The organism is Klebsiella sp. K4 (assembly GCF_014596785.2).
GTDB classification, from domain to species: domain Bacteria; phylum Pseudomonadota; class Gammaproteobacteria; order Enterobacterales; family Enterobacteriaceae; genus Klebsiella; species Klebsiella pneumoniae.
On the sequence record NZ_CP115021.1, the window covers coordinates 127,783 to 153,640 of the forward strand.

Consider the following 25,858-nt stretch of genomic DNA (forward strand, 5'->3'; position numbering starts at 1 on the left):
GTCAAAAAACACCTGAGAAAGAGTGTTGGGTTTGCACCTGACATAATAAGTCTTTCAGTCTGGCCTGCGTCGCAGCATAAATAAAATTGCCCATCGAAATTCGTTTTACGCCCAGTGTCGATAAGGTGCTGAAGTCAGCCAGCTCAGGCATACACATTACGTTTAAGGGTAAAGGCACGTGGTGAACGATGGCGGTAATATCCTCCGCGCGGGTGACGCAAGGCACAAAAAAACCGCATGCGCCGTGTTTGGCGTAGAGTTGACCGCGATAGAGCGTCTGAACCAGCGCATCTTGTACGTTGAGAAGAAAGGTATCGGTGCGGACATTAACAAACAGACCGGGACAGGCGCGGGTTATTTCCTGCAGTTTGACGGCAAAGCGCTCCGCATCGTCAAGACGACGCGTACCATCCACCACATGACTATCCTCGAGATTTATTCCACTCACGCCGAGATGCGCCAGACGCCGGATATTGTCAATGATGTGGCTGGTTGTCGCGCCGTAGCCCGCCTCTAAATCGACGCTTAACGGCAGTTCGCTAACGGTTTTGATGCGTGAGACGACATAAAACAGCTCGTCAAAACTCATCTCTTCGCCATCTTCATACCCTAACATTGCGGCGATAGCAGCGCTGGAGGATCCCAGCGCCTGATAACCAGCCTGCTGAGCAGCCTGAGCGCTGCTGGCATCCCAGATATTGGCAAGCAACAAAGGTTGGTTTTGCTGGTGAAGCGCATTAAAGTCCATTCTTTTCTCTCGCGGTAGTGTTTTCCTGACTGTGCCGCGTTGTGCTTATTTGCCACAACCGAAAACTGGACGACTATTTTTTATAAGTAGATTCTTATCATTCGCCCGTGAGAGAGATAAATAAAAAGGCCATGATTTATCATGGCCCTGGATACCGAAATACATTAACAAACGAGAAAGCGTTACTCGATATTCTGGATTTGCTCACGCATTTGCTCGATGAGTACCTTCAGCTCAATCGCGGAGTTGGTCACCTCGGCGTTAATCGATTTTGACGCCAGGGTGTTCGATTCACGGTTGAACTCCTGCATCATAAAGTCGAGACGGCGACCCACAGCTTCTTTCTTCTTCAGAATGTTATAGGTCTCTTTAACGTGCGCTTCGAGACGGTCCAGTTCTTCGGCAACGTCGATACGCTGCGCCATCAGCACCAGCTCTTGCTCAAGGCGGTTATTTTCCAGCTGCACTTCCGCATCTTCCAGCTTGGCGACCAGACGCTCGCGCTGCCACTGGAGAATTTCCGGCATATGAGCGCGAACTTTCGCCACTTCGCCGCTCACGCCTTCAAGCCGCTGCTCGATAAGCGCTTTCAGGGCCTGGCCTTCCGTTTCGCGGGCGACGATGAAGTCGTCCAGCGCGCCGTCAAGAGCGGCCAGAATGTCGGCGGCGATGGCGTCGAGATCCTGCTCTTTGGCGGCCATCACGCCCGGCCAGCGCAGGATATCAACCGGGTTGATTTCCCCTTCATCGCTCTGCATTTTCACCCAGTTGGCAGCGTTTACCAGCTGTTTAGCCAGCTTTTCGTTGAGGATGAGTTCACCCTGAGCGCTGGGATCTTGTTCAAAACGCAAGGTGCATTCGACTTTACCGCGAGTCAGGCGGGCGCGAATGCGCTCGCGTACCACGGGCTCCAGACTACGGAACTGCTCCGGCAGGCGGAAGTACGTTTCCAGATAGCGCTGGTTTACCGAGCGCAGCTCCCATGCGGCGCTACCCCAGTCACCCTTGATTTCACGGCGGGCATAGGCGGTCATACTGCGGATCATAGGCGTTCCTGTTTTCGTAATAATGAATGCAAGGATTATAGCCGTGCGGGCGGTGACTTAACAGGAATAGTGATGAAATACTTCAAGGACGATTGTTTTAAGGGATATCGCTGCAAAGTTATTTTCGCCAGGGGCTGTAGGTGGGGTTATATATTATGGGAATCCGTAGTTAATATTTTCTGATATTAGATGCGGGCATGGAATTCGGATGCCTTTGTACAAATGCATATACCGCCAGAAAAGCTATTCTGTGAGTTTTAGGAAGTATAACCACCAGAAATGAGATAGGGTATTACCTTTAAGCATTATGTATGTTTTTTTTGCATTGATTACTATAAATTTATTAAAACTTTGGTGATTGTATTTATGGTGAGAATACTGTTGTATTAATTATATCTAATTGTTTTGTTTTGGCCTTTTTAAGTTTTATGCGGTATTGTCCGACTGAAAGAACGCTAGTATAGTCGTTTAAGATGAGTTCTATAAAAAGGATTTTAATATGGACGCTATCTTTGACAGAGTCGTAAGGGAATTTTTTCCAAATACAACCATACCTTTTTGGAAAAAATGGCTGTTCAGGACGGCATTTGGCAATAAGGTATTTTCTCGCTTAATATATAACGAGCGACTCGTTAATAAAAATGGGGTCGAGTGGGTTAATGCAGTTGTTGAACTCCTTGAGTTGAAATGTGAAAGCGAACACCACCAACTTAACAACATACCTGGGCATGGGGCTACGGTTGTTATTTCAAATCATCCGACGGTTATCGATGGACTTAGCTTAATACATACGGTCTCCCGAGTCAGGAGTGATATAAAAATAATAGCTAATCACGTTTTGCCAATTATATTCCCCCAGGTATCGGAACTTACCATTGGAATTGAGAATATGGCCGGTAAGATGAGCCATAAAAAATTCCGCGAGATGAACGATCACCTGCGAAAAGGAGGCGTATTGATTATATGTCCTGCGGGTAAGCTGGCTAACTGGTCTCTTTCCGGGTTACAGGAGCATAAGTGGAACCCCGGTTTTTTACAGCTTGCTATGAGAAATAATGCAGCATTGGTACCAATTCATATTACGGGAGCAAACAGTAAGATTTATTATCTTACTGCAACATTCTGGCGGCAACTGTCGAATATGATGGTTATTCGTGAAGCTCTCCGCCATCATGGCAAGACCATGAAAATCAATATAGGACAGCAAATAGCCTTATCCTCGTTTAAAGAATACAATAAAGATCTTTCTGCCGCGGCAAATGTATGTTTGACGCACCTCCAGAGTATAGCGAAGAATGGCCCGGCTATATTAGATACGATTGCGCCGCAAGAATTAGAACCATGTAAAGAGGAGCTAATTAGCGCAATAGAGGAGTGCGAAATATTAAGGCAGTTTGAAGACGGTAGAAAACTAGTGATATATCGCTGTAATACTAACCGAACCTCACCCATTATTGATGAGTTAGGGCGCTTACGCGAACGCTGTTATCGCGATATTGGTGCCGGAACTGGTAACGACCGAGATAACGATGTTTTTGATGAAAGTTATTATCATATCATTTTATGGGATCCTTCTGATGTGGAAATCCTGGGAGCATATCGTGTTATGCCCGTTGGCGAGCAGCTGGCCCAGCATGGTGTAACAGGCCTCTATAGCAACAGCTTGTTTAAATACCATGATAATGCCTATTCCTGTTTAGAGAAGTGTGTGGAAATTGGCCGCGGCTTTATTCAGAAACCTTATCAAAAAAGTAAGGTGCTTGATTATTTATGGCAAGGGATATTTGACTTTATAAAAAGATATCCGGACTATAAATACTTGCTGGGTGTGCTGACCATTCCTGGAACTTTTCCTGAAAAAGTACAGAAACTCATCATCAGTTTCTATAATATATACTTTTCCTCGACAGCTGATTTTTGTACGCCGATAGCATTGTTCACTGCCGAAAATGTACAGGATGATACTCCATTTTGTGGCGAAGATTTTAGAGCAGACTGGAGCATGCTTAATCACCTGCTGAGAGAAGAAGGTTATGAACTTCCCTGGCCTTTTAAACAGAGTGCTAAATGGTTCTCCCCGGGCGGATCGTCGATTCTTGCATTCACAAAAGATGATTCTTTTAATTCGATAGCTGGGTTAAATCTGAGCTCTATAGATAAATTGAATGAAAGCTACGTTAAGCATTATTTAAGAGATTAAACTGACGATGATTGTCCGGTCCTGGAGCGAGCGTGCCTCAATCCAGACCGTAGTGATAAGGGAAATGATATGCGTATGGATGCGTTTTAATGCGAAAGCCAATAAATGTATTTATTATATTGATATCGGTGCTGATACTCACCGGGTGTGATAACAAACCAGATAACATGTTATCCGGTTATTCACATGGAGAATTTGTATACCTTTCATATTCTGGTAATGAAAAAATAGAACGGATCTTGATCAATAAAGGAGATAACGTCGCCGCAGGACAGGAGTTAGTGAAGATTGAGTCCTTCGATGCGCAAAATATTTTCCTGCGCGCTGAGGAAAAGCTATCAGCAGAGAGCGCTCTATTACGAAATCTGGAATCTGGCGAACGGCCTGAAGAGCTGGATATTATACGTTCGCAGATTAAAAAAGCACAATCGGCAGAATCTCAGGTAAAGCGGCAGCTTGGGCGATATCGTAATCTTTACGCCAATCATGCCATATCGCTTGCGGAATGGGAGGATATCCGGGATGAATTAACTCAAAAAGGCGCACAGGTTGAAGAGTTAATTAATCAACTCAAAGCACGGCAACTCCCTGCCCGGCAGGATGAGATTAGCAAGCAGCGCTCAATGGTGGCCGCGGCAAAACTCGAACGGGATAAGGCGCTGTGGGATGTCCAGCAAACGACGATTGTTTCTCCGGTCAATGCTAAGGTCTTCGATATTATTTATCGTGCCGGGGAGCGCCCTTCTGCTGGTAAACCAATAATCAGTCTGTTACCTCCTGAGAATATAAAAGTACGCTTCTTTATACCCGAAGCGAAGCTCGGTAAATTTAAAATCGGATCTAAGGTAAAACTTATATGCGATGGTTGCGCTGAGCCCATTGCTGGCATTATTAACTATATCAGCCCTGAGGCCGAGTTTACGCCTCCAGTTATTTATAGTACGAAACGTCGTGAGAAGCTCATTTTTATGGCGGAGGCTATCCCTGCGCTGCAGCAGGCAGGGCGGATGAAAATCGGCCAACCGTTTGATGTGGAGATTATTGGCGATGAATAATCTTTGTATTGATGTAAAAAATCTCAATAAACATTTTGGCGAGCATCACGTCGTAAAGGATTTCTCTTTACAGGTGGCAAAAGGCGAGATCTATGGTTTTCTCGGTCCGAACGGTAGCGGAAAAACGACATCGATTCGAATGATGTGTGGTTTGATTACGCCGGATTCCGGTGAAGGTACTTGTCTGGGTATGGATATCTTTACGCAGCGGGAAAAAATAAAAAAAAAGATAGGCTACATGACCCAGTATTTCTCAATGTGGGGAAATTTAACTATTCGGGAAAACTTACTTTTTATTGCGCGGTTATATAGCCTCGATCGGCGTAGAGAGCGGGTTGAACGTGCGCTTTCTGAGTTAGGCCTCACTGCCCGACAGCACCAGCTGGCTAAGGAGCTTTCTGGGGGCTGGAAGCAAAGAATGGCCCTCGCCGCCTGTATGTTGCATGAACCTGTTTTGCTATTTCTGGATGAGCCGACTGCTGGCGTGGATCCCAAGGCGCGGCGAGAGTTCTGGCAAATGCTGCACCAGCTCTCTGACCGGGGGATCTCGATACTGGTGAGCACGCATTATATGGATGAGGCTGAGCGCTGCCATAAGGTTGCCTATCTCTCTTATGGTCGGCTGCTGGCGAATGGCACTATTGCGTCGATTATCGCCTCCCAGAATTTGATCACCATGCGAACCAGCGGCGCCGGTCTGACGCTGCTTGAAAGCCAGCTACAGCGCTTGCCGGATATTGAGCAAACGGTCATTTTTGGCAATCAGCTTTATATTACATCCAGAGATGAAGCGAAGTTAAAATCCGCGCTTTTTGCCTTTACGCAACAGGGTTATGAGTTCTGTAAGGTGGATACCAATCTGGAAGATGCATTTACCTACTTGATGAAAAATAATTGTGAAAAAAATTAATTTTAGCTTCTCCGTTACGCGGTGGATTGGCGTGGTTATTAAGGAAATTCACGAGCTACGCCGTGATAAAGTCAGCATCAGTATGGTGCTCCTGACACCTCTTTTTCAGCTGATCATTCTTGGCTATGCCATCAATATGGATCCGCATAATCTTCCGACCGCCTTACTAAATTATGATACCGAACGCATGAGTCAAATCTTTGTGACGGAAGCGCAAAATACCGGGTATTTTTCGATGATTCCTGTCGATTCAGAAGAGGCGGCGCAGAAAGCCTTTGTGCGGGGGGATGTCACTTTTATCGTGACGATCCCTGAAGGGTTTACGCGCAAGTTACTGCGTGGAGAAAAGCCACAACTATTGATTCAGGGGGATGCCATCGATCCGATCACCACGGGGAATGCGCTCAGCGCCCTTGTGCAGGTGGCGAAGTCGATGTTTCAGCACGATTTGCCGGGCGACATGCGTGTGGTGCAAAAAGAGGATGATTTCGAGCTTATCATTCATCGCATGTTTAACCCTGAGGGGATAACCCAGTTTAATACTATTCCCGGTATTATGGGGTCTATACTCAGTACAACGTTAATCCTGATGACCGCCCTGTCTATTACCCGCGAGCGAGAAAACGGGGCGTTAGAAAATTTACTGGTCTCTCCGTTGTCCGGGCTTGAGGTCATTATTGGGAAAATAACGCCTTTTGTTATCATTGGTCTGTTTCAGGCGACGTTAATCCTGATTGCCGCCGTTTTGTTGTTCGATATCCCCCTTCACGGTAGCGTCTTCCTACTATTTTTTGTGCTGTTAATTTATGTCTTTCTTTGTCTGTCAATTGGTATCGGTATTTCTGGCTTAGCACAAAACCAGCTGCAGGCGCTGCAAATGTCGTCATTTTATTTCATCCCTTCACTTATGCTGTCCGGATTTGTCAGCCCCTTTATTAGTATGCCAGACTGGGCGAAAGCCATTGGCTCCTGTTTACCGCTGACCTACTTCATCCGCCTGGTTAAGGGCATTATGCTGAAAGGCTATTCAGCAATGGCATTGTTGCCTGACCTCTTGCCGCTGATAGGCCTGGCGGTGATTGTCATTGGTGTGGGGTTGAAATCTTATCGTAAAACGCTGGACTGACATTATCGGCGCGTCCGGCTGGAGTGGGCATAGGCTTTTTGCCATGAAATTCGTATAATGCGCCCTCACATTCGTTTCAAGCCGGAGATTTCTATCATGCGTCCAGCAGGCCGTAGCGCTAATCAGGTGCGTCCCGTCACCCTGACCCGTAATTACACAAAACACGCTGAAGGCTCCGTGCTGGTCGAATTCGGTGATACCAAAGTGCTGTGCACTGCCTCTATTGACGAAGGCGTTCCGCGTTTCCTGAAAGGCCAGGGCCAGGGCTGGATCACCGCTGAATACGGCATGCTGCCGCGTTCTACGCACACGCGTAACGCGCGTGAAGCGGCAAAAGGCAAGCAGGGCGGCCGGACGATGGAAATTCAGCGCCTGATTGCCCGCGCGCTGCGCGCAGCGGTTGACCTGAAAGCGCTGGGCGAATTCACGATTACTCTCGACTGCGATGTACTGCAGGCCGACGGCGGCACCCGCACTGCCTCCATTACCGGTGCCTGCGTGGCGCTGGCCGATGCGCTGAATAAGCTGGTCGCCGCCGGCAAGCTGAAAACCAATCCGATGAAAGGGATGGTGGCCGCGGTCTCCGTCGGTATCGTAAATGGCGAAGCCATCTGCGATCTGGAGTACATCGAAGACTCCGCCGCGGAGACCGACATGAACGTGGTGATGACCGAAGATGGCCGTATTATTGAGGTGCAGGGCACTGCGGAAGGTGAGCCGTTTACCCATGAAGAACTCCTCACTCTCCTGGCGTTAGCCCGAGGGGGGATCGAGTCCATTATCACGACGCAGAAGGCGGCGTTAGAAAATTAATGATTAAGGCGACTGAGAAGTCGCCTTTTTTTTGCGCTTTATCCTTCATCACACCTGCGAAGGGGAGCGCGCAGTCTGACAATGATGAAAAGTACCAAAGGAGCGAATCCATGAAGCCGTATCAGCGCCAGTTTATTGAGTTTGCGCTTAGCAAGCAGGTTCTTAAGTTTGGCGAATTCACGCTGAAATCCGGGCGCAAGAGCCCCTATTTCTTCAACGCCGGCCTGTTTAACACCGGGCGCGATCTGGCTCTGCTGGGCCGTTTTTATGCCGAGGCGCTGGTGGATTCCGGAATTGAGTTTGACCTGCTGTTTGGCCCGGCCTACAAAGGAATCCCAATCGCCACCACCACCGCGGTGGCGTTAGCCGAGCATCATGACCGCGATCTGCCTTACTGCTTTAACCGCAAAGAGGCAAAAACCCATGGCGAAGGCGGCAATCTGGTCGGTAGCCCGCTGCAGGGCCGGGTAATGCTGGTGGATGACGTGATCACCGCCGGTACGGCGATTCGCGAATCCATGGAGATTATCCAGGCCCAGGGCGCGCAGCTGGCGGGCGTTCTGATCTCCCTGGATCGTCAGGAACGCGGCCGCGGCGAGATCTCCGCCATTCAGGAAGTGGAGCGGGATTACGGCTGCCAGGTTATCTCAATCATCACTCTGAAAGAGCTGATCGCTTACCTGGAAGAAAAGCCGGAGATGGCGGAACACCTGGCGTCAGTTCGCGCCTATCGTGAAGCCTACGGCGTCTAAGACATACGCCCGGTAAGCGTCACGCTACCGGGCATCTCAGAAGAAGATTACTGCAGCTGTGCGGCGACCAGCGGCCAGCGGGCGTCGAAATCATCCGTCGGACGATATTTGAACTCGCTGCGCACAAAGCGCGACAGCATGCCCTCGCAGAAAGCCAGCAGCTGGCTGGCCAGCAGGGTTTCGTCGAGGGTGTAGCCTTCGCCTTCGCGCATTTTTTTCTCGCGCATCACCTGGCGTAGCTGCGCTTCGATGCGCTCAAAAAGCTGGTTGATGCGACCCTGAAGCCGGTCCTGTTCGAACATCAGCGCGTGCCCGGTGAGGATACGCGTCAGCCCAGGATTACGCTCGCCAAAGCCAAGAATCAACAGAACGATCAGGCGCAGACGCGCGGTGGTGTCCTTTTCATCTTTCAAAATCAAATTGATGCGCGTAATCAGACTGTCTTCAATGAACTCGATCAGGCTGTCAAACATGCGGGTTTTGCTGGGAAAATGGCGATACAGCGCGGCTTCAGAGACGCCGACGGAAGCCGCCAGTTTCGCGGTGGTAATACGCTGACTACCATCGCTGGATTCCAGCATCAGCGCCAGAGATTGAAGTATTTCTTCGCGACGATTCCGTTTCGCAGTTTGCTTTTCTGCCATGTTTTAAAATACCCCTGAAAATAAGCACTTGTCAGGCAGACATCCACAACGCGACCGCAAACCAGGGCTTGCGGTAATGTTATTGCGTTATGCGCGTTGGGATGCAGATTCCGTGTTGCTGGGCTTATTTACGCCCTGAGTGACCGAAGCCGCCTTCGCCGCGGTCGGTGGCATCGAAGGATTCCACCAGGTTAAATTCCGCCTGAACGACCGGCACAAAGACCATCTGTGCGATACGTTCGCCCGGCTCGATAATAAAGCTCTGCTGACCGCGGTTCCAGACGGACACCATCAGCTGCCCCTGGTAATCGGAGTCGATAAGGCCCACCAGGTTGCCCAGGACTACGCCATGCTTATGACCCAGGCCGGAGCGCGGCAGGATCACCGCCGCCAGAGAGGGATCGGCGATATGAATCGCAAGGCCGGTCGGCAACAGCGTGGTTGCGCCCGGCGCCAGCTCTACGGCGTCGTCGAGACAGGCTCGCAGGTCAAGTCCGGCGGAGCCGGAGGTGGCATAGGTCGGCAGCGGAAATTGCTGGCCGACACGCGGGTCCAGAATCTTAACGTCGATTTTTTTCATCATAACGGGTCACGATCTCGTCGAGTAATAATTGGCCCAGGAGTTCCTTGCGCTCAAGTGGTAAGCGCTTTTCCCCATCCTGCCAGAAAAGGTGTAGTGCGTTGCTGTCGCTGTTAAAGCCCTGATTAGGCTGGGAAACATCGTTGGCGCAAATCAGGTCGAGGTTCTTGCGGGCACGTTTTTGCCGCGCATATTCTTCCACATTATTCGTTTCGGCGGCAAACCCAACGACGTAGGGGCGATGTGATTTTAGCGCCGCGACCCCGGCCACGATATCCGGGTTTTTAACCATTTTTATTGTTAATTCATCACCTTGTTTTTTTATTTTATCTTCGGCGATGACGGCGGCGCGGTAATCCGCTACTGCGGCGCAGCCAATAAAAATGTGCTGCTGCTGGGCGCCAGCCTGGACGGCCGCTTCCATCTCCAGCGCGGTAGTGACATCAATGCGCTGCACAAACGGCGGGGTCGGTAGCGATACCGGCCCGCTGATCAAGGTCACATTCGCGCCCCGCTGCGCTGCGGCGGCGGCAATCGCGAAGCCCATCTTGCCAGAGCTGTGGTTGGTGATATAACGCACCGGATCCAATGGCTCACGGGTCGGGCCCGCGGTAATCATGAGGTTGAGATGTTGCAAATCTTTGACAGGGGAGGCGAAATGCTGCGCGGCCATGTCTACGATAGTTAACGGATCGAGCATTCTCCCCGGGCCGACGTCGCCGCAGGCCTGGCTACCGCTGTCTGGTCCCCATAGCAGCAGCCCGCGGGTAGCGAGCGTCTGCAGATTATGCTGGGTGGCCTGCGCGCGATACATCTGCTGGTTCATGGCGGGCACCACGGCAACCGGGGATGGGGTGGCAAGACAGATCGTCGACACCAGATCGTTGGCCATGCCGGCCGCCACGCGAGCGATTAAATCGGCGGTCGCTGGGGCGAGGATCACCAGGTCGGCCCATTTACCGAGCTCAATATGGCCCATTGCCGCTTCCGCCGCCGGATCGAGCAGGCTGTCGGAAACCGGATAGCCGGATACCGCCTGCAGGCTGAGTGGGGTGATGAACGCTTTTGCCGCCTCCGTCATCGCGACACGCACTTCCGCGCCGCGTTCACGCAGCCGGCGCACCAGTTCCGGGGTTTTATACGCCGCGATGCCGCCGCTGACGCCCAGGACGATTTTTTTACCCGCCAGAGTCATCATGATGTCTTCCTGTTGCCGTAGACCAGAATCCGCGCATCTTATCACAATCCTGCCGCCGTCGTGCCTCTGCCGGGCATTCACTTTGCGAGCGGCTACGCAGGGTGAAAATCGGCGGGTCGGCAGCGCCGTCAGGCTGTGCCAGGATAGGCTGATTCACCCAGGAGGGCGCATGGACGGAATGGAAAATCTGATGCCACGGGAGAAGATGCTGCAGTACGGCATCGAAACGCTAACGGATGTTGAGCTGCTGGCGCTTTTTCTGCGCGTCGGCACGCGTCGTCAGGATGTGCTCAGCTATGCCCAGGCGTTACTGCAGCGTTTTGGCTCACTCTACGCTCTGCTTTCCGCTGATAAAGCGCAACTGATTGCTGTGGACGGACTGGGGCTGGCGAAATATGCGCAACTGAAGGGCATTGCCGAGCTGGCGCGACGCTATTTTAGCTCGCAGCTGGTCGAGGAGGCCGCGCTGGTCACCCCCTCGATGACGCGCGAGTTTTTACAAAGCCAGCTGACGGAAGAGGAGCGCGAGATCTTTATGGTGATCTTTTTAGATAATCAGAACCGGGTGTTGAAACATAGTCGTCTTTTTTCTGGTACTCTTAGCCACGTTGAGGTGCATCCGCGAGAAATTGTACGCGAAGCCATCAAAGTGAACGCCGCCGCCGTGATCCTTGCGCATAATCATCCCTCCGGTAGCCCGGAGCCAAGTCAGGCCGACAGACTGATTACCGAAAGGGTGATAAAATGTTGTAGATTCATGGAGATACGCGTGCTTGATCATCTGGTTATCGGCCGCGGTGCGTATGTATCTTTTGCCGAACGTGGCTGGATTTAGCCCCGAACAGGCGATCCTTCGGGATCTTTGTCTGTTCGGGACTTGAGCACATCGCCGAGTCAGCGTATACTACGCCACCTTTGAGAATCTCGGGTTTGGCATTTGGGCCTGGCAGTCGAGAGTTCACATTGAACTGCGATGACCAGGCTGTAAAGCCTGACGAGGCGCCAATACCCCATACGAAGCTCGAGCTAATTTGATTTTTGGAGAATAGACATGTCCCGAGTCTGCCAAGTTACTGGCAAGCGTCCGGTGACCGGTAACAACCGTTCCCACGCACTGAACGCGACTAAACGCCGTTTCCTGCCGAACCTGCACTCTCACCGTTTCTGGGTTGAGAGTGAGAAGCGTTTTGTCACCCTGCGCGTATCTGCTAAAGGTATGCGTGTAATCGATAAGAAAGGCATCGATACAGTTCTGGCTGAACTGCGTGCCCGTGGCGAAAAGTACTAAGTACTTAGAGGAAATAAATCATGGCTAAAGGTATTCGTGAGAAAATCAAGCTGGTTTCTTCCGCTGGTACTGGTCACTTCTACACCACCACGAAGAACAAACGTACCAAACCGGAAAAAATGGAACTGAAAAAGTACGATCCGGTTGTACGTCAGCACGTTATCTACAAAGAAGCTAAAATCAAATAATTTTAGCCTCCTTGTATAAAAACCCCGCTTCGGCGGGGTTTTTTGTTTTTAAAACTCCCCCATGTTGCTTTCACATACTCCCTTTTCAGTCACCTGTCCGTGAAGCACAATACGTCGGGTAAACGGAGGAAAATCATGCCTGAATTACCAGAGGTTGAAACCAGCCGCCGCGGCATCGAGCCGCACCTGGTTGGCGCAACCATTCTGCACGCCGTCGTGCGCAACGGACGGCTGCGCTGGCCGGTTTCCGAAGAGATCTATCGCCTGAGCGACGTTCCGGTTCTCAGCGTGCGTCGCCGCGCCAAATACCTGCTTCTGGAGCTGCCGGACGGCTGGATCATCGTCCATCTTGGGATGTCGGGGAGCCTGCGCATCCTGAGCGAAGAGCTGCCTGCTGAAAAACACGATCACGTTGACCTGGTCATGAGTAACGGCAAGGTGTTGCGCTACACCGATCCACGCCGCTTTGGCGCCTGGTTGTGGACCAGAACGCTGGAAGGCCATCCGGTACTGGCCCATCTTGGCCCGGAGCCGCTCAGCGACGCGTTCAACGCCGACTATCTCCAGCAAAAATGCGCGAAGAAGAAAACCGCGATCAAACCCTGGCTGATGGATAACAAGCTGGTGGTGGGCGTGGGGAATATCTACGCCAGTGAATCGCTGTTCTCCGCCGGGATCCATCCTGACCGGCTGGCGTCCTCGCTGTCGCGGGAAGAGTGTGAGCAGCTGGTGAAGGTGATTAAGCTGGTCCTGCTGCGTTCGATAGAGCAGGGCGGCACCACGTTAAAGGATTTCCTGCAAAGCGATGGCAAGCCGGGCTACTTCGCCCAGGAGCTACAGGTCTATGGCCGCAAGGGCGAACCCTGCCGGATCTGCGGCACGCCGGTCGTCGGGACCAAACATGCCCAGCGGGCGACCTTTTATTGTCGTCAGTGCCAGAAGTAGTTCTCAGGAACAGGAATGTTTGTCGGCCAGGTCAGCGGGCCTGCGGGTGCGCATCTGGTGGGCCGGGGGCGTTTGTAGTCCAGGTCAGCGTAGCGCCATCTGGCACAAAGACCGGGACAGAGCCGGTGTGAATGACCCAGCGGCGCAGTGCTGCGCCAGCCAATATGGCTCATGTCCCGGCAGATGCGTTACTTCAGCTTATTCAACAGCGCCTGATGCACATTAGCTGGCAGAAAGTGAGAAACGTCGCCCTGGTGGCGCGCCACTTCCTTCACCAGTGAGGAAGAGATAAACGACCACTCTTTGCACGGCATCAGAAACACGCTCTCAAGGGTGGGCATCAGGTGGCGGTTCATATGAGCCAGCTGCATCTCATACTCGAAATCCGCCACCGCCCGCAGGCCGCGGATCAGGATATTGGCCTGCTGCGCGCGCGCGAAATTGGCCATCAAATCACTGAAGCCGATAACCTCCACGTTCACCAGGTGGGCCGTCGCCTGCTCTGCCAGCGCAATGCGCTCATCAAGGCTGAACATCGGCTTTTTACTCGGGCTGGCGGCGATAGCCAGCACCACTTTATCGAACATACTTGCCGCGCGGGTGACAATATCGATATGACCGTTGGTGATGGGGTCGAAGGTACCCGGATAGATCGCTTTTGTGCTCATGATGACTCTTTCTCCGAGTAGCCGTGGCTCAGCGCCCACAGCTCGGTATATTTCGTAAACGTATACTGCGCGTTGACAATCGCCAGTAACCATCCCTGTTTACCGTCCAGCACCCCACCGCGCAATAGCAACGTCTTGAGGAACGCGCCCAGCGTATGGCTGAAAATCCCTGCCATCGAGGTCTTCTTGCCCTTCTGGTGACGCTCAAGCGCCCACGCGGCGGCATACGCCAGCTGTTTTTGCTGGAAGCCAGCGAAGTCGCGGCAGGTCAGGTGCAGGAGATCGCCGGTCAGCGGAATAACCTCGGCGCCCAGGCTATCCAGCGATTCATGGACCAGATTATCGTTATAGCGGTAACGGGCGCGTTCGTACAGGCGCAGGACGCGATCGGGATACCAACCGCTGTGGCGCATAAAGCGTCCGAGAAAATAGTTACGGCGGGCGATGCTGTAGATGGCGCCGCGCTGGGGGGCGTCCAGTACCTTAAGAATAGCCTGCCTGAGTTCTGGCGTGACGCGCTCATCGGTATCGATCATCAACACCCAGTCGCCGGTGGCGTAATCCTGCGCGCGCTGGCGCTGAATGCCATAGCCTCGCCAGTCGGTATGGGTATAGACCTGGGCGCCGAGGCGGCGGGCCAGCTCAACGGTGTTGTCGGTGCTGCCGGAGTCGAGGACGATAATTTCATCCGCCCAGCTAACGGAGCCCAGACAATCCGGCAGCAGGTCGGCGGCGTTTTTAGCGATCATCACCACGGAAAGCCGGTTCGACATTAATGACTCCGCTGCGGCAGGTAAGGTTGCAGTAACTGTAGCAGACGCGACAGCGCGCCCTGGTTCTGATGCAGCACTTCCACCGCGTGACGGCCATACCACAGACGGTAATCTTCATCGGTCAGGAGCGTGGACACCTCCCTGACCAGCGAATCGGCATCGGTAACGGTGATCAGGCCATCGTCCTGCTGCAGCTTGGCGCAGATATCTTTGAAGTTGAAGGTATGCGGACCCATCAGCACCGGAATGGCGTGCGCCGCCGGCTCTAGCGGGTTATGGCCGCCGCGCTCCACCAGGCTGCCGCCGACGAAGGCGAGGTCGGCAATGCCGTAGAGCAGCATCAGCTCGCCCATGGTATCGCCAATGACTACCTGGGTACTGGAGGAGGGGATCTCGCCGGTGCTGCGCAGAGTAAAGCTCATCCCAGCCTTTTGTACCATCTCACGGGCGTCAGGGAAGCGCTCCGGATGGCGGGGAACAAGGATCAGCAGCAGGTTCGGGAAAGCCTCCAGCAGTTTTTTATGCGCCTGGAGGATGATTTGTTCTTCACCGTCGTGGGTGCTGGTGGCAATCCAGACCTTGCGGTGCGGTGCCCATTGCCGACGCAGCGTCACCGCCCGGGCCGCCAGCTCTGGCGTGACGGAGATATCGAATTTCAGGCTGCCGGTGACCGCCAGCTGGTTGCGCTTCAGCCCCAGAGAGAGGAAGCGGTTACCATCTTCTTCATTCTGCGCGGCGATAAGCGTAATGCGGCTCAACAGGCGGCGCATAAAGCCGCCCAGTTTGGCATAGCCTTTGGCGGAACGTTCGGACAGGCGCGCGTTGGCGATCACCAGCGGGATCTTACGCTTATGCAGCGCGGCCACCATATTCGGCCACAGCTCGGTCTCCATAACGATCACCAGCTTCGGCTGAACGGTGTTCAGGAAGCGGTTCATGGCGCCGGGCAGATCGTAGGGCAGATAGACGTGATGAACATCTTTGCCAAACGCCGACATGGCGCGCTCGGAGCCGGTCGGCGTCATGGTGGTGACGGTGATCGGCAGAGAAGGGTAGCGGTGGCGCAGGGCGCGGACCAGCGGAATGGCGGCTAAGGTCTCGCCGACGGAAACGGAGTGCAGCAGAATGCCATCCGGCTCTACCTTGTTCTGACAGAAGCCATAGCGTTCCGCCCAGCGTTTGCGATAGGCAGGAGCCTTACGACTGCGCAGCAGCAGCCGCAGCCACACCAGCGGCTGAATAAGGTAAAGTAGGGTGGTATAAAGCAATTCCAAACTATTTATCCGTTCTCTGTTTTGGCGGGCAAATTCTAAGCATTTAGCCCGCGTAAAGCTATCTCTTTGGCGGAAACAGCGGGTTTTTGGTCTATCCCGCGTGGCGATAACGCTTAATACGCAGATAACGGCGTCCCAGGCGCCAGCGTAAACGGAAAGTACAGGCGTTTTTCCAGATTAACCGCCAGATACCGCGGTCGAAGAATTCGTTAATAATAACATGCTTTTTGGACTCATCTTTCATGCTATCGAAGGTATGGATGATCCCCAGGCCTTCTTTGGCGATCTGCCAGCGACAGGCGGCGATATGGCGTACTTTATCCGGGTAGCGCTGGTTAATCGCCTCCAGCATCTCCAGAATCTTCATATAGTGGCGCGCCGAACGCATCAGCGTGTCGTCGTTGTCCGGCTTATGCGACACCGACTCAGAGTGAATGTAGTAATCATAGAACTGCTGACTGGTGTACTGCACGCGCTCCGCGGCCAGCAGGGCTTCTGTGGTCCATGGGATATCCTGATGGCGCAGGCCAGGCTCGAAATGGAAGTGATGCTGGCGGATAAAGTCGTGACGATAAATATTAAGCCAGGTGACGTGCAGAAACTTCCGCGAGTCCAGGGCCTGCTTAAGCCAGACATGGCCCGGCAGCACATCCGTCGAGGGCAGGCGATCCAGTGGGAAGATCGGGTGGCTCTCGCGGCGCTTTTCGTACACATAGGTGCCGTTGCAGGTAGCGATATCGAGATGTTCTTTCTCGGCCATCTCCAGCAGCGTGCGATACATGCCCGGATAGAGTTTGTCGTCGATATCCGGAAACGCGAGATATTTGCCGCTGGCGGCGGCGAGGCCGGTATTGCGCGCGACCGAGACGCCCTGGTTTTCCTGCTCCAGCACCTGGACGTTCTGCAGCCGCTCCTGCCATTCGGCGATCACCGCCAGGCTGTTGTCTGTCGAACCATCGTTCACCAGGATCAGTTCATAGCTGTCCAGCTGCTGCTGTTCAATGCACTCAAAGAATTGCGCTAGAAATTTCTCACCGTTGTAGACGGCAGCCACGATGCTCAATAAAGGCGTTTGACTCATAAATCTTCGGTCCTGGTTAACTAACGGCGTCAGGTGCGCTGCAGCTGACGGTACTGCTGACAAATGGATACGACGCTGAATTTTTCCAGCGCGGCATCGTCGATGGCCGGCGGGTTATGGTAAATGCTTTGCATCGTCTGAGCCAGCGCCGGACTGGTCAGATCCGCCAGACCGCGGGCAAGTTCGCCGGTGAGGATCTCGGTGACGCCGCCGGGGCAGCGGGTGCTGGCGACCGGAGTATGTAACAGCAGCGCCTCCACCACCACATTGCCGAATCCTTCGCTATCGGAGCTCAAAACCAGCATCCGTGCGCCTTTGATCCACGGTAAGGGGTTTTTCTGAAAGCCTTTGAACCACACCCGATCGTCAATGTGCAGCGTTTTTGCCAGCTGGCGCAGGCGCTGCTCTTGCTCCGGTTTTCCCTGGCCTAGCAGCACCAGCGGTGCGTCGATGCCGCTCTGCGCATAGGCTTCAAGCAGGCGGTCATGGCGTTTGCCCGGATGGAAGCGACCGACGTGAATCAGGTAGTCACCGTCCGGGCGCTCGCTGTCGGCTTCCGCCTCGGCGCGCAGGGCAGTGATATCGAAGGGATTGTAGATGGTTTTCAGCTGTGCCGGGCGCAGGGCAAACTCTTCCACCAGATCTCGCCCCACCGCGTCGGAAACCGTCACCACGTTGCGACCCTGATAAATTCGCTTAATTTTCTGCTGCTTCATCCAGCGGTCAAAGCCGGTGCGGTGCCCGAGATAGGAGGCCGAAAAGACGCCGTGCAGACAGAACCAGACGTTACGCTCGCGCAGCGCCCGGCTGCGGGCGACGATGCGGTCGGTTTTGTGCAGGTTGGAGAGCACAAGGTCAAATTGCCCCTGCTGTTCGGCCCGCACGACTGCGGCATCCAGCTGGCGGGCGCGGCGGGACAGCTCGGTCAGCTTGCGCCACGGTTTACGGCAGCGATCGGCAACTACCTGGTAGTCGAGCCCCTCGGGCAATGGGTACTCGCAGACATCGCGCAGCGAAATGAGCGACACCCGATCGCCGTCGCGCAGGAACTGTGCCGCCAGGGTCAGGACCACTTTTTCCGCGCCGCCGCCGGGTAAGCCGTCAATCACAAATAAGATGCGCATCGTTATTTCACCAGATCCTGATAAAGAGAAAGCAGCTGGGTTGAGAGTCGCTCGCTGGTGCAGGCCATAATGCGCTCGCGGGCGTGACCGCCTTGCGCGGAGCCCAGCGCGCGCGCGGGCAGGGCCATTACCGCCTGCTGTAGCGCCGGGATATCCAGAGCGTCGCAGACGTAACCATTGTGGCCGTCGACGATAAACTCCGCCCCGCCGCAGCCGGTAGTGGTGATCACCGGCAGACCGCAGGCCATTGCCTCGAGGATGACGTTGGGGAACGGATCGTAGAGGGTGGGCAGCAGCAGACCATCGGCCATTTGATAGAAGGGCAATGTCTCCGACTGCATGCCGAAGAAGCGCACCCGCGCTTCACAGTTCAGGCTCTTCGCCAGCGCCTGATAGCGAGGCTGATCCTTATCTTTGCCGACCACCAGCAGGTAGCGATCGGTGGGGGCGATGGCGCGGATCGCCGCCGCCAGCCCTTTACGTTCAAAGCCGGAGCCGACGTAGATCAGGCAGGTCGCCTGCAGCGGCAGCTGCCATTTGGCGCGTAAGGCGGCAAAGGTCTCTTCGTCCGGCGGCAGGAAGCGCTGGTTGTCAATGGCGTTGTAAATAACGTGGATCTTCTCCGCCGGCAGGCCAAAGTCTTCGATAATCTCGCGCTTGATCATCTCGGCGTTGCAGATCACCCCGCGCAGGTGTGAGTCTTCATACATCTCGCGTTCCGCCTGCATGACGTAGCGGTGGTAACGGTCGGCGAACAGCAGGCGGCTTTTCCAGGCCGGTAAAATGCGCGAGCGCTGCTGCAGCCAGCGGCGATGAACGCCATCGCCAGCGCGGTAGAGATCGCAGCCGGGAATACGTTCATGGCTCTGCACCAGGTCGAAGGACTCGCGCTGCCAGAGCGCGCGCGCGGCGTTGGCAAAGCCGCGCTCGCGGCTGATGCGCCCCCATTTACGTGGGTTACAGATATGGATCTGCCAGTCCGGTTTCACCGGCCCCTGCCATTCGCGGGTGATGACGTTCAGTTGCAAATGACTGCTGTCGAGGGCTTCCAGCGCGCGGGAGACAAACCGTTCTGCGCCGCCGTCCGGGCGGTACTTCTGCCGCACCAGAGCCAGCCTGAATTTACTCATGCCAGTACCTTTTTCGCCGCCGCGATCACGGCGTCGGTAGGAATTAAATCAAGATAACGTTCGTCGGTGTTGGTGTTGATAGCGTCCGGATCGGGCAGCGGACCGAAGTCGCCGGCCCAGATCACCTCGCCTTTCGCCTGCCACGGACGCCAGAAGGTCAGCTTCGAGGGACCGAACAGGGCGACCAGCGGAGTGCCAAGGGCTGCAGCCATATGCATCGGCACCGAGTCGACGCCGATAAACAACCGGGCATGATCGATCACCGCCGCCAGCTGGCGCAGCGTTAACTGGCCGGCTAAAGAGTGTAGTCGCGCCTGCGGGCAGCCGGCGATGATGGTATCCACCATCTTCTTCTCTCTAGCATCGGGGCCGGAGGTGAGCACCACCGCGTATCCTTCGGCGGACAGCGCGTTGATCAGGGCGCTCATCCGATCTTCGCGCCAGCATTTAAAGAACCAGCGCGACGTCGGCTGGATGACGATGTAGTGTTCCCGGAAGTCCTCCGGCAGCAGGGCGCGGCTGGCGGCCCAGTCTGCTTCGCTGTAGCCCATCCGCGCCGGCGCATCGTTCAACTGGAGACCGAGCGGAGCGAGAATAGAGAGATTCTGCTGTACCGTATGCAGCTGGTTGTGCTGTTGGGTGGAGGCCAGCGCGGTGTGGCAATAGCGCCAGACCGGGTGGCGGCGCTTCGGAAAATCAAAACCAATCCGCGTCGCGGCGCCGGTCAGTTTGCTGATAACCGCGCTCGGCCACTGGTCGGCCAGGTTAAGCACCATATCGTACCGCTGCTGGCGCAGCGTCTGAATGAGCTGCCATTGCATCTTCAGCTGATACCTTTTTCCCTGCTTTTTCCAGCGGCGATCGAGACCATAAATATGGTGGATATCGGGGTTGGCTGCGAGCATATCCCGGGTCTCTTCATACAACAGGACATCCACGCTGGCGGCGGGGTACTGCTGTTTCAGCGCGTGAATAAGCGGCGTGATCAGCAGCATGTCGCCATGATGGCGCAGCTTAATGACCAGGATCCGCGCCGGGTTCAACGGGCCGCGGGAGAGGGTTTCAGGCGTCATACTCTGTTCTTCATCCAGGATAAGGGTTCCGATTCTAGGGGATCAGACAGATTGAGAGAAGCGTTGTATTGCTCTACCATGACCCGATACGTATGGCCTGAGGACGTTTTCGTGCACAATCCCGCATTTCTCATCACGATTGATACAGAGGGCGATAACCTCTGGCAAAAACATGACAGCATCACCACCGAGAATGCGCGTTATCTTCCGCGTTTTCAGCAGCTTTGCGAAAAGTATGGCTTTAAACCGGTCTATTTGACCAACTATGAAATGGCCATCGACCCCTTTTATATCGAATTCGCCAGAGACGTGATTGCCCGCGGCACCGCGGAAGTCGGCATGCATCTGCATGCGTGGAACAGCCCGCCGACCGAGCCGCTGACTGCAGATGACTGGCGCCATAAGCCTTATCTTATTGAATACAGCGACGCTATGATGCGTGAGAAGGTCGACTATATGACGCGTCTGCTGGAGGATACCTTCCAGACCAAAATGGTTAGCCATCGCGCCGGGCGCTGGGCTTTTGACGAGCGCTATGCGCGTCTGCTGGTGGAATACGGGTATCAGGTGGATTGCTCGGTGACCCCGCGGGTGAACTGGAAGACCGCCAAGGGGGCGCCGCAGGGCGATGGCGGGACCGATTATCGCCGCTTTCCGCAGCATGCCTATTTCCTCGATGAAAATGACATCAGCCGCGAGGGCCACTCGCCGCTGCTGGAAGTGCCGATGAGCATCCAGTACAAGCACTCAGCGTGGATGAACAGCGTGAAGCAGGGCTACGACCGCCTGCGCGGCAAAGTGCGATCCCCCTCCGTACACTGGCTGCGACCGATGGGCGGCAATGTGGAAACGATGAAAAAAGTCGTCGAACAAACGTTGACGCAGGGCAATGACTACGTGGAATATATGCTCCACTCTTCAGAGTATATGCCCGGCGGCAGCCCCACGTTCCAGAATGAACGGGATATTGAGCGTTTATACGCTGACCTCGAAGCCTTTTTTAGCTGGCTGGCGCCGCAGGTGAAGGGCATGACGCTGGCAGAATATTACCAGCGGAAAATTACACAGCGCTAACACAGCTCAAGGTACCGTATGCGTATCCTTAAACAATTAACGCGGAAAAAGAATGCTTTTTTCCGCGGCATTAAATTTAATTTAATTAACTATCGATACAGAAATAAGCCGGCGCGTAAAGCCTTCGACCCAGCGGCTGTGCGCCGCGTGCTGCTATTGCGTCTGGATGATAAAGTCGGTGATATGGTGGTCACGACCGGTTGCGCCAGAATACTGGCTGAACGGGGATATCAGGTTTCGGTGTTAACCGGACCAATATGCAGCGAAATATTAGCAGGCTCAGAATTCATACAGCAAGTATATTTATATCGGCCCCGCATGTCCTTAAATACGTTGCGGGCGGCGGGTTTTGATGCGGTTATCGATTTTGATGACGTGACCAGCTATGAACGCTTTAAATTACTCGCCGATTTACGGGCGACCAGCGTGATTGGTTTTAATAAAGAGCCCTATAAACTTTACGATCACTCAATCGCTTTTTTTGACGGCAACAGCCATATTTCCCTGCGCTATAAGCAGGTGGTGAAGCTGTTTGGCATCGTTGACGACCGCCCGTATCACTATCATATCCCCGGCTGCCGCCATGAGCGGGAGAAAGTGGCCCGCTTGCTTTCTCAGGCCGGAGAGGTCGAACTGCGTATCGCCATTAACCCTTTTACCGCCTCCGAGGATAAAGACTTCTGTCGTCACCAGGTGGCGACCCTGGTCGAGCGGCTACATGCTCTGCCTTACCGGGTCTGTATCGTGATGGTGGGGCGCAGTGAAAAAATCCGCCAGCTGGGGCTGGATATGGCGCTGTACATCGCCGACAGCACCATCAACTCCGCCGTAGAAGTGATCCGCAGCTGTGATTTAGTCATTACGCCGGACACCTCGATCGTGCATATTGCCCGGGCTTTCGATAAGCCGATGGTGGCGGTCTATAACAAACGCAAACTCAAGAATACCGGGCTGCCCGGCTATCACATCTGGGCGCCGGGCTATGACAAGGCGAAGCAGATAGTCTGTGAAGAAGCGAATGTCGCCGATGTGGCGATTGAGTCGGTGTGGCCCGTGATTAAAGAGCAGGCCGACCGGCTGGTCGCCGCCCGCAGTTGATTTAAAAAGTTAATATAAAAAGGGCCGCTGACGGCCCTTTTTGTTAGCGTTTTTCCGCCACCCCTTTGCTGAGCGCAATGCCCAGCGGCAGCCAGAACAGCACCCAGGTTTCCCGGGGATTGCTGATGATAAACATCCCCTGCGAGGCCATAAACACCAGCGCGTAAAACAGGATCGCCAGACTGTAGCGGCTGTCGGTATGGCGCTTGCGCCACGCCTGCCATAGCCCGCAGGCAATGATCGCCAACAGCAGCAGTAACCCCACGATGCCGCCTTTCAGCAGGGCGCCCATATACACGCTGTGGGTGGTGGTGATGTGCTCGCCGCTGTAGTTGATGAAATCCAGTTCATAGCTGAAACCGCGCCCCAGCCACGGCTGGCTGGCCATCTCCGACAGGGTATGGTGCCAGATGCTCAGGCGCAGCCCGCTTTGGGTGCCCAGCTCCTCGAAACGGGCGAGCAGCATGTCGCCCACCGGCGTCATGACCAAAAGCAGCGCTACCAGCACGGCCAGCGCCGCGGCGATCAGCAGGTTGCGGCGGGTGAAGACGTGCAGGTGCAGCGTACAGCCGACCGCCAGCACCAGGGCGATGATCGGCCCGCGGCTTTGGGTGAGCAGCAGCATCACCAGCATGATGACCACCGGCAGATAGAGCCAGTGGCTGGCTTTTTCTTTCAGTAGCATGCCGCAAATTAAAATGCCGATGCCGCAGTAACCGGCAAGGTCGATAACGTTCGTTGGTCCGGGGTTCTCGGGGGAGACCGCTCGTTCGGTGAGAACCAGCGTATGGTCGATAATCAGCGTCCACAGGGAGAGCACGGTGATCCCGCCGACCACCGCCAGCATCGCCAGTCGGCGGGTTCGTCCGTCCCTGAGCAGCATCGTCATCAGCAACAGATACCCGGTCAGATACACGCCGTGGGTGATCGGCGAGTCAATATGCTGCGGCGTATGGCCCCACACATTACTGAGGGCGTAATAGATAAAGAAAGCCGCCAGCAGCGTCCAGGTCTGCCACTGCTCGCGTAACACCCCGGCCAGCGCCTGGCGGTTTTCCTGGCGTACCAGCGACAGCAATAGCAGCAGGATCGATAAATGCAGCAGATTATTGGTCCGGGTGGACATGCAAAAAATCGCGCTGAAAAATAAAAACAAAGGAAAGACAATCGAGTAACCCTGTCTGGCGAAGTTACTCACTTTTAAAGTACTCATTAAACGCAACCTTTTCGAAGATAGTATCCGGCACAGCGCTTTCTGGGGAAAAATTAATCACCCGAATCTGGCGTTGCTGCAGTACCTGCGCGGCATGCGCAAAGGAGGGCATGACGAGGGTATCCACTTTTGTTGCCAGGTAAGAAGGCAATTTTTCTTGTTGTGTTTCGTAGAATCGCGGCTGGTTAAAGTTGGTCATATCCAGGCCGCTCACCAGGATAGTATTGAAGCCCAGCCAGGCGAGAATTTGCAGCGCCCAGTAGACCACCGTGCCGGCATCAAAGATGCCCTGGCGAATATCGGTGCTAAAACAGATATCCGGGCGCTGAGGATGAAAGCACATCGCCGGATTCTGCTGGTAAGTGCGCTTTATCGCTTCGCTGGCGACTTTCGGCTGGTAAATCTTATAGCAACCGTCCTCAATCAACGCCAAACGGCAGCGCAGCGCGTCCCCATAGCGATCGACGATTTTGGCGATCCCGTGCATGGTGGTGAACAGCAAAATATCCGGCTGGCTGACAATGGCGCGGATAATGTCCGGCTTCTTATCGAAAAATTCCATGTCGACGATGGTATAGAGCGAAAAGTGCAGCCGGTCGGCAAGATGCCAGGCGCCATTGACGCCCATCACCGGGATCGTTTTCGACAACAGGGAAAAATCGATATTGCGGGTTGAGGGGCCGGTGGCGGTCAGCAGGACTTCGCCCTGCATACTGTTTTTCAGCGCGCTCAGGCTGACCAGCGGCACCGTTTTCCCTTTATAGCGTAACGCGCTGATTTCGCCGCTTGGCGCACGCGTAATACGGGTAAAAGGCCACAGATTTTCATTGTGGCGATACGCGCGAGGGCGCGTATAGCGGTAGATCTGCTTAAACAGGGATCCCATCAGAGCAGCCCCTGATTTTGCAGGAGAAGATGAATCCGGCTGGCCGCAATATCGCCGGTGCTGGCGCTGTTTTCCGGCCGCACGATATGCTGGTTTTTACCGTATCCGCCAATCAGCCCCGGGTCGGTCGGGCCGTAGAGCGTAAAGTTCGGTTTATCCAGCGCGGCGGTCAGATGGCTCAGCCCGGTATCGACCGAGACGACGGCCCGGGCGCCGGCCAGAACCTGCGCCACCTGCTCAAGGCTCATGCGCGGCAGCACTTCGACATACTCCCGGCCTTCCGCCAGCCGCTTCGCCCGCGCCTCTTCGTGCGGGGCCCCCCACGGCAGCTTAATGTGGACGCCGCTGTCGGCCAGCAGATCGAGAAGCTCCTGCCAGCGGGTTTCCGGCCAGTGCTTATCGTCGCGGGTGGTGGCGTGCAGAAACACCAGATAGGGCGCGGCAGCGCTAGCCTCGTGCTGCAGGAAATGGCGCGCAATGGCGTAATCCCCCTGGGTCTGGGGTTTCGCGTAGCCAAGGCTTTTGGCGAACAGCTCACGGGTACGCTCCACCGCGTGCTGCTGTTTCGCGATATGGTGGCGGCGGTTGTAAAACAGGCTCGCCAGCGGCTCGCGGGCCGATTGCCAGTCCATACCGTGCTTGACGCCGTGCGCCAGGCGAGTAACCAGCGCGGCGCTTTTCACCAGCCCCTGGGCGTCGATGATGGCGTCATACTTTACCGCCTGAACGGCCTCGCGAAAGGCTTGACGCTCGGCTTTGATCGGCGCGGAGAACCAGGCTTTGCGCCAGCGGCGGATCGCCACCGGGATCACCCGCTCGACGCTTTCATGCCAGGAGGGGATCTGCGCGAAACCCTCTTCAACCACCCAGTCGAAGCGGATGCCGGGGATAGCCTGCGCGGCGTCGGTTAGCGCGGGCAGCGTGTGCAGCACGTCGCCCATGGAGGAGGTTTTAACGATCAATACCCGCAT

The 25,858-nt window shown here is 54.7% G+C and carries 28 protein-coding genes; 12 read left to right on the plus strand and 16 right to left on the minus strand.

The genetic code is table 11. From position 1 onward, the window contains the following. Position 1: 1 nt before the first annotated feature. Positions 2-748 carry an isocitrate lyase/phosphoenolpyruvate mutase family protein gene (locus IB144_RS00630; protein ID WP_046653133.1) on the minus strand — a complete coding sequence of 249 codons (747 nt, stop codon included), beginning with the start codon at positions 746-748 and terminating at the stop codon, positions 2-4. Between the two features lie 182 nt (positions 749-930). Beyond that, positions 931-1,794 carry a YicC/YloC family endoribonuclease gene (locus IB144_RS00635; RefSeq protein ID WP_002922636.1) on the minus strand — a complete coding sequence of 288 codons (864 nt, stop codon included), beginning with the start codon at positions 1,792-1,794 and terminating at the stop codon, positions 931-933. A gap of 499 nt (positions 1,795-2,293) precedes the next feature. Between IB144_RS00635 and IB144_RS00640 the strand changes: the two genes are divergently transcribed. Further along, on the plus strand, positions 2,294-3,994 hold the full coding sequence (locus IB144_RS00640; protein ID WP_046653155.1) for a lysophospholipid acyltransferase family protein: 1,701 nt from the start codon (positions 2,294-2,296) through the stop codon (positions 3,992-3,994). A gap of 37 nt (positions 3,995-4,031) precedes the next feature. On the opposite strand, the gene IB144_RS00645 is transcribed toward IB144_RS00640, so the two are convergent. Then, positions 4,032-4,163 (minus strand): hypothetical protein, encoded by a 132-nt coding sequence (locus tag IB144_RS00645; protein WP_015959141.1) that lies wholly within the window; start codon positions 4,161-4,163, stop codon positions 4,032-4,034. Between IB144_RS00645 and IB144_RS00650 the strand changes: the two genes are divergently transcribed. From IB144_RS00650 to pyrE, 5 genes are all read left to right on the plus strand, one after another. Beyond that, positions 4,123-5,049, plus strand: a complete 927-nt coding sequence (locus IB144_RS00650) for an HlyD family efflux transporter periplasmic adaptor subunit (RefSeq protein ID WP_269465108.1) — start codon at positions 4,123-4,125, stop codon at positions 5,047-5,049. The genes IB144_RS00645 and IB144_RS00650 overlap by 41 nt on opposite strands. Then, positions 5,042-5,959: an ABC transporter ATP-binding protein gene (locus IB144_RS00655; RefSeq protein ID WP_004181533.1), complete on the plus strand. Its 918-nt coding sequence runs from the start codon at positions 5,042-5,044 to the stop codon at positions 5,957-5,959. The genes IB144_RS00650 and IB144_RS00655 overlap by 8 nt, the downstream gene beginning before the upstream one ends. After that, positions 5,946-7,085, plus strand: coding sequence for an ABC transporter permease (locus IB144_RS00660; RefSeq protein ID WP_015875241.1), 1,140 nt, complete (start codon positions 5,946-5,948; stop codon positions 7,083-7,085). Before IB144_RS00655 ends, IB144_RS00660 begins: the two co-directional genes overlap by 14 nt. A 96-nt stretch (positions 7,086-7,181) precedes the next feature. Next, positions 7,182-7,898 (plus strand): ribonuclease PH, encoded by a 717-nt coding sequence (rph, locus tag IB144_RS00665; protein WP_002922602.1) that lies wholly within the window; start codon positions 7,182-7,184, stop codon positions 7,896-7,898. A gap of 110 nt (positions 7,899-8,008) precedes the next feature. Further along, positions 8,009-8,650: an orotate phosphoribosyltransferase gene (pyrE, locus tag IB144_RS00670; protein WP_004173904.1), complete on the plus strand. Its 642-nt coding sequence runs from the start codon at positions 8,009-8,011 to the stop codon at positions 8,648-8,650. A 47-nt stretch (positions 8,651-8,697) separates the two neighbouring features. On the opposite strand, the gene slmA is transcribed toward pyrE, so the two are convergent. The 3 genes from slmA to coaBC form a co-directional block, all read right to left on the minus strand. Next, a complete protein-coding gene (gene slmA / locus IB144_RS00675) occupies positions 8,698-9,294 on the minus strand; it encodes a nucleoid occlusion factor SlmA (RefSeq protein ID WP_002922598.1) in 597 nt (198 codons plus the stop codon). Between the two features lie 124 nt (positions 9,295-9,418). Continuing rightward, on the minus strand, positions 9,419-9,877 hold the full coding sequence (dut, locus tag IB144_RS00680) for a dUTP diphosphatase (protein ID WP_004145270.1): 459 nt from the start codon (positions 9,875-9,877) through the stop codon (positions 9,419-9,421). Continuing rightward, entirely contained in the window at positions 9,855-11,069 is a 1,215-nt protein-coding gene (gene coaBC / locus IB144_RS00685; RefSeq protein WP_004188117.1) for a bifunctional phosphopantothenoylcysteine decarboxylase/phosphopantothenate--cysteine ligase CoaBC, read from the minus strand. Before coaBC ends, dut begins: the two co-directional genes overlap by 23 nt. 172 nt (positions 11,070-11,241) lie before the next feature. On the opposite strand from coaBC, the gene radC reads away from it, so the two are divergent. The 4 genes from radC (at position 11,242) to mutM (ending at position 13,493) form a co-directional block, all read left to right on the plus strand. Then, positions 11,242-11,907, plus strand: coding sequence for a DNA repair protein RadC (gene radC / locus IB144_RS00690; RefSeq protein ID WP_002922589.1), 666 nt, complete (start codon positions 11,242-11,244; stop codon positions 11,905-11,907). 216 nt (positions 11,908-12,123) lie between these two features. Beyond that, complete coding sequence (rpmB, locus tag IB144_RS00695) at positions 12,124-12,360, plus strand: 50S ribosomal protein L28 (protein ID WP_000091955.1); 237 nt, start codon at positions 12,124-12,126, stop codon at positions 12,358-12,360. A 20-nt stretch (positions 12,361-12,380) separates the two neighbouring features. Next, on the plus strand, positions 12,381-12,548 hold the full coding sequence (gene rpmG, locus IB144_RS00700) for a 50S ribosomal protein L33 (RefSeq protein ID WP_002922510.1): 168 nt from the start codon (positions 12,381-12,383) through the stop codon (positions 12,546-12,548). 135 nt (positions 12,549-12,683) lie between these two features. Further along, positions 12,684-13,493, plus strand: coding sequence for a bifunctional DNA-formamidopyrimidine glycosylase/DNA-(apurinic or apyrimidinic site) lyase (mutM, locus tag IB144_RS00705; RefSeq protein ID WP_004173907.1), 810 nt, complete (start codon positions 12,684-12,686; stop codon positions 13,491-13,493). 188 nt (positions 13,494-13,681) lie between these two features. Here mutM and coaD read toward each other — a convergent pair whose 3' ends face one another. The 7 genes from coaD to rfaQ all read right to left on the minus strand — a co-directional run bounded on the left by coaD (position 13,682) and on the right by rfaQ (position 20,616). After that, positions 13,682-14,161: a pantetheine-phosphate adenylyltransferase gene (gene coaD / locus IB144_RS00710; RefSeq protein ID WP_002922501.1), complete on the minus strand. Its 480-nt coding sequence runs from the start codon at positions 14,159-14,161 to the stop codon at positions 13,682-13,684. Further along, positions 14,158-14,934 (minus strand): glycosyltransferase family 2 protein, encoded by a 777-nt coding sequence (locus IB144_RS00715; protein WP_040216449.1) that lies wholly within the window; start codon positions 14,932-14,934, stop codon positions 14,158-14,160. The genes coaD and IB144_RS00715 overlap by 4 nt, the downstream gene beginning before the upstream one ends. Continuing rightward, a complete protein-coding gene (waaA, locus tag IB144_RS00720; protein ID WP_002922499.1) occupies positions 14,934-16,208 on the minus strand; it encodes a lipid IV(A) 3-deoxy-D-manno-octulosonic acid transferase in 1,275 nt (424 codons plus the stop codon). Before waaA ends, IB144_RS00715 begins: the two co-directional genes overlap by 1 nt. A gap of 91 nt (positions 16,209-16,299) precedes the next feature. Then, complete coding sequence (locus tag IB144_RS00725; RefSeq protein WP_004173909.1) at positions 16,300-17,289, minus strand: glycosyltransferase; 990 nt, start codon at positions 17,287-17,289, stop codon at positions 16,300-16,302. Positions 17,290-17,318: 29 nt separating this feature from the next. Next, positions 17,319-18,413: a glycosyltransferase gene (locus IB144_RS00730; protein ID WP_004145262.1), complete on the minus strand. Its 1,095-nt coding sequence runs from the start codon at positions 18,411-18,413 to the stop codon at positions 17,319-17,321. A gap of 2 nt (positions 18,414-18,415) precedes the next feature. Continuing rightward, on the minus strand, positions 18,416-19,543 hold the full coding sequence (locus IB144_RS00735) for a glycosyltransferase family 4 protein (RefSeq protein WP_002922496.1): 1,128 nt from the start codon (positions 19,541-19,543) through the stop codon (positions 18,416-18,418). Further along, on the minus strand, positions 19,540-20,616 hold the full coding sequence (gene rfaQ / locus IB144_RS00740; protein WP_004181527.1) for a putative lipopolysaccharide heptosyltransferase III: 1,077 nt from the start codon (positions 20,614-20,616) through the stop codon (positions 19,540-19,542). Before rfaQ ends, IB144_RS00735 begins: the two co-directional genes overlap by 4 nt. A gap of 111 nt (positions 20,617-20,727) precedes the next feature. Between rfaQ and IB144_RS00745 the strand changes: the two genes are divergently transcribed. Both IB144_RS00745 and IB144_RS00750 read left to right on the plus strand, forming a co-directional pair. Beyond that, positions 20,728-21,690 carry a polysaccharide deacetylase family protein gene (locus IB144_RS00745; RefSeq protein WP_002922494.1) on the plus strand — a complete coding sequence of 321 codons (963 nt, stop codon included), beginning with the start codon at positions 20,728-20,730 and terminating at the stop codon, positions 21,688-21,690. Between the two features lie 18 nt (positions 21,691-21,708). Beyond that, positions 21,709-22,788 carry a glycosyltransferase family 9 protein gene (locus IB144_RS00750; RefSeq protein WP_032440407.1) on the plus strand — a complete coding sequence of 360 codons (1,080 nt, stop codon included), beginning with the start codon at positions 21,709-21,711 and terminating at the stop codon, positions 22,786-22,788. Between the two features lie 43 nt (positions 22,789-22,831). On the opposite strand, the gene IB144_RS00755 is transcribed toward IB144_RS00750, so the two are convergent. From IB144_RS00755 to rfaC, 3 genes are read right to left on the minus strand one after another with little or no spacing between them, the layout of a single operon-like run. Further along, positions 22,832-24,001, minus strand: coding sequence for an O-antigen ligase family protein (locus IB144_RS00755; protein ID WP_032440405.1), 1,170 nt, complete (start codon positions 23,999-24,001; stop codon positions 22,832-22,834). Further along, the gene (locus IB144_RS00760; protein WP_032440403.1) at positions 23,979-24,887 is read right to left on the minus strand and encodes a sugar glycosyltransferase; all 909 of its coding nucleotides are present in this window, start codon (positions 24,885-24,887) and stop codon (positions 23,979-23,981) included. The genes IB144_RS00755 and IB144_RS00760 overlap by 23 nt, the downstream gene beginning before the upstream one ends. Next, the gene (rfaC, locus tag IB144_RS00765; RefSeq protein ID WP_032440401.1) at positions 24,887-25,858 is read right to left on the minus strand and encodes a lipopolysaccharide heptosyltransferase RfaC; all 972 of its coding nucleotides are present in this window, start codon (positions 25,856-25,858) and stop codon (positions 24,887-24,889) included. The genes IB144_RS00760 and rfaC overlap by 1 nt, the downstream gene beginning before the upstream one ends.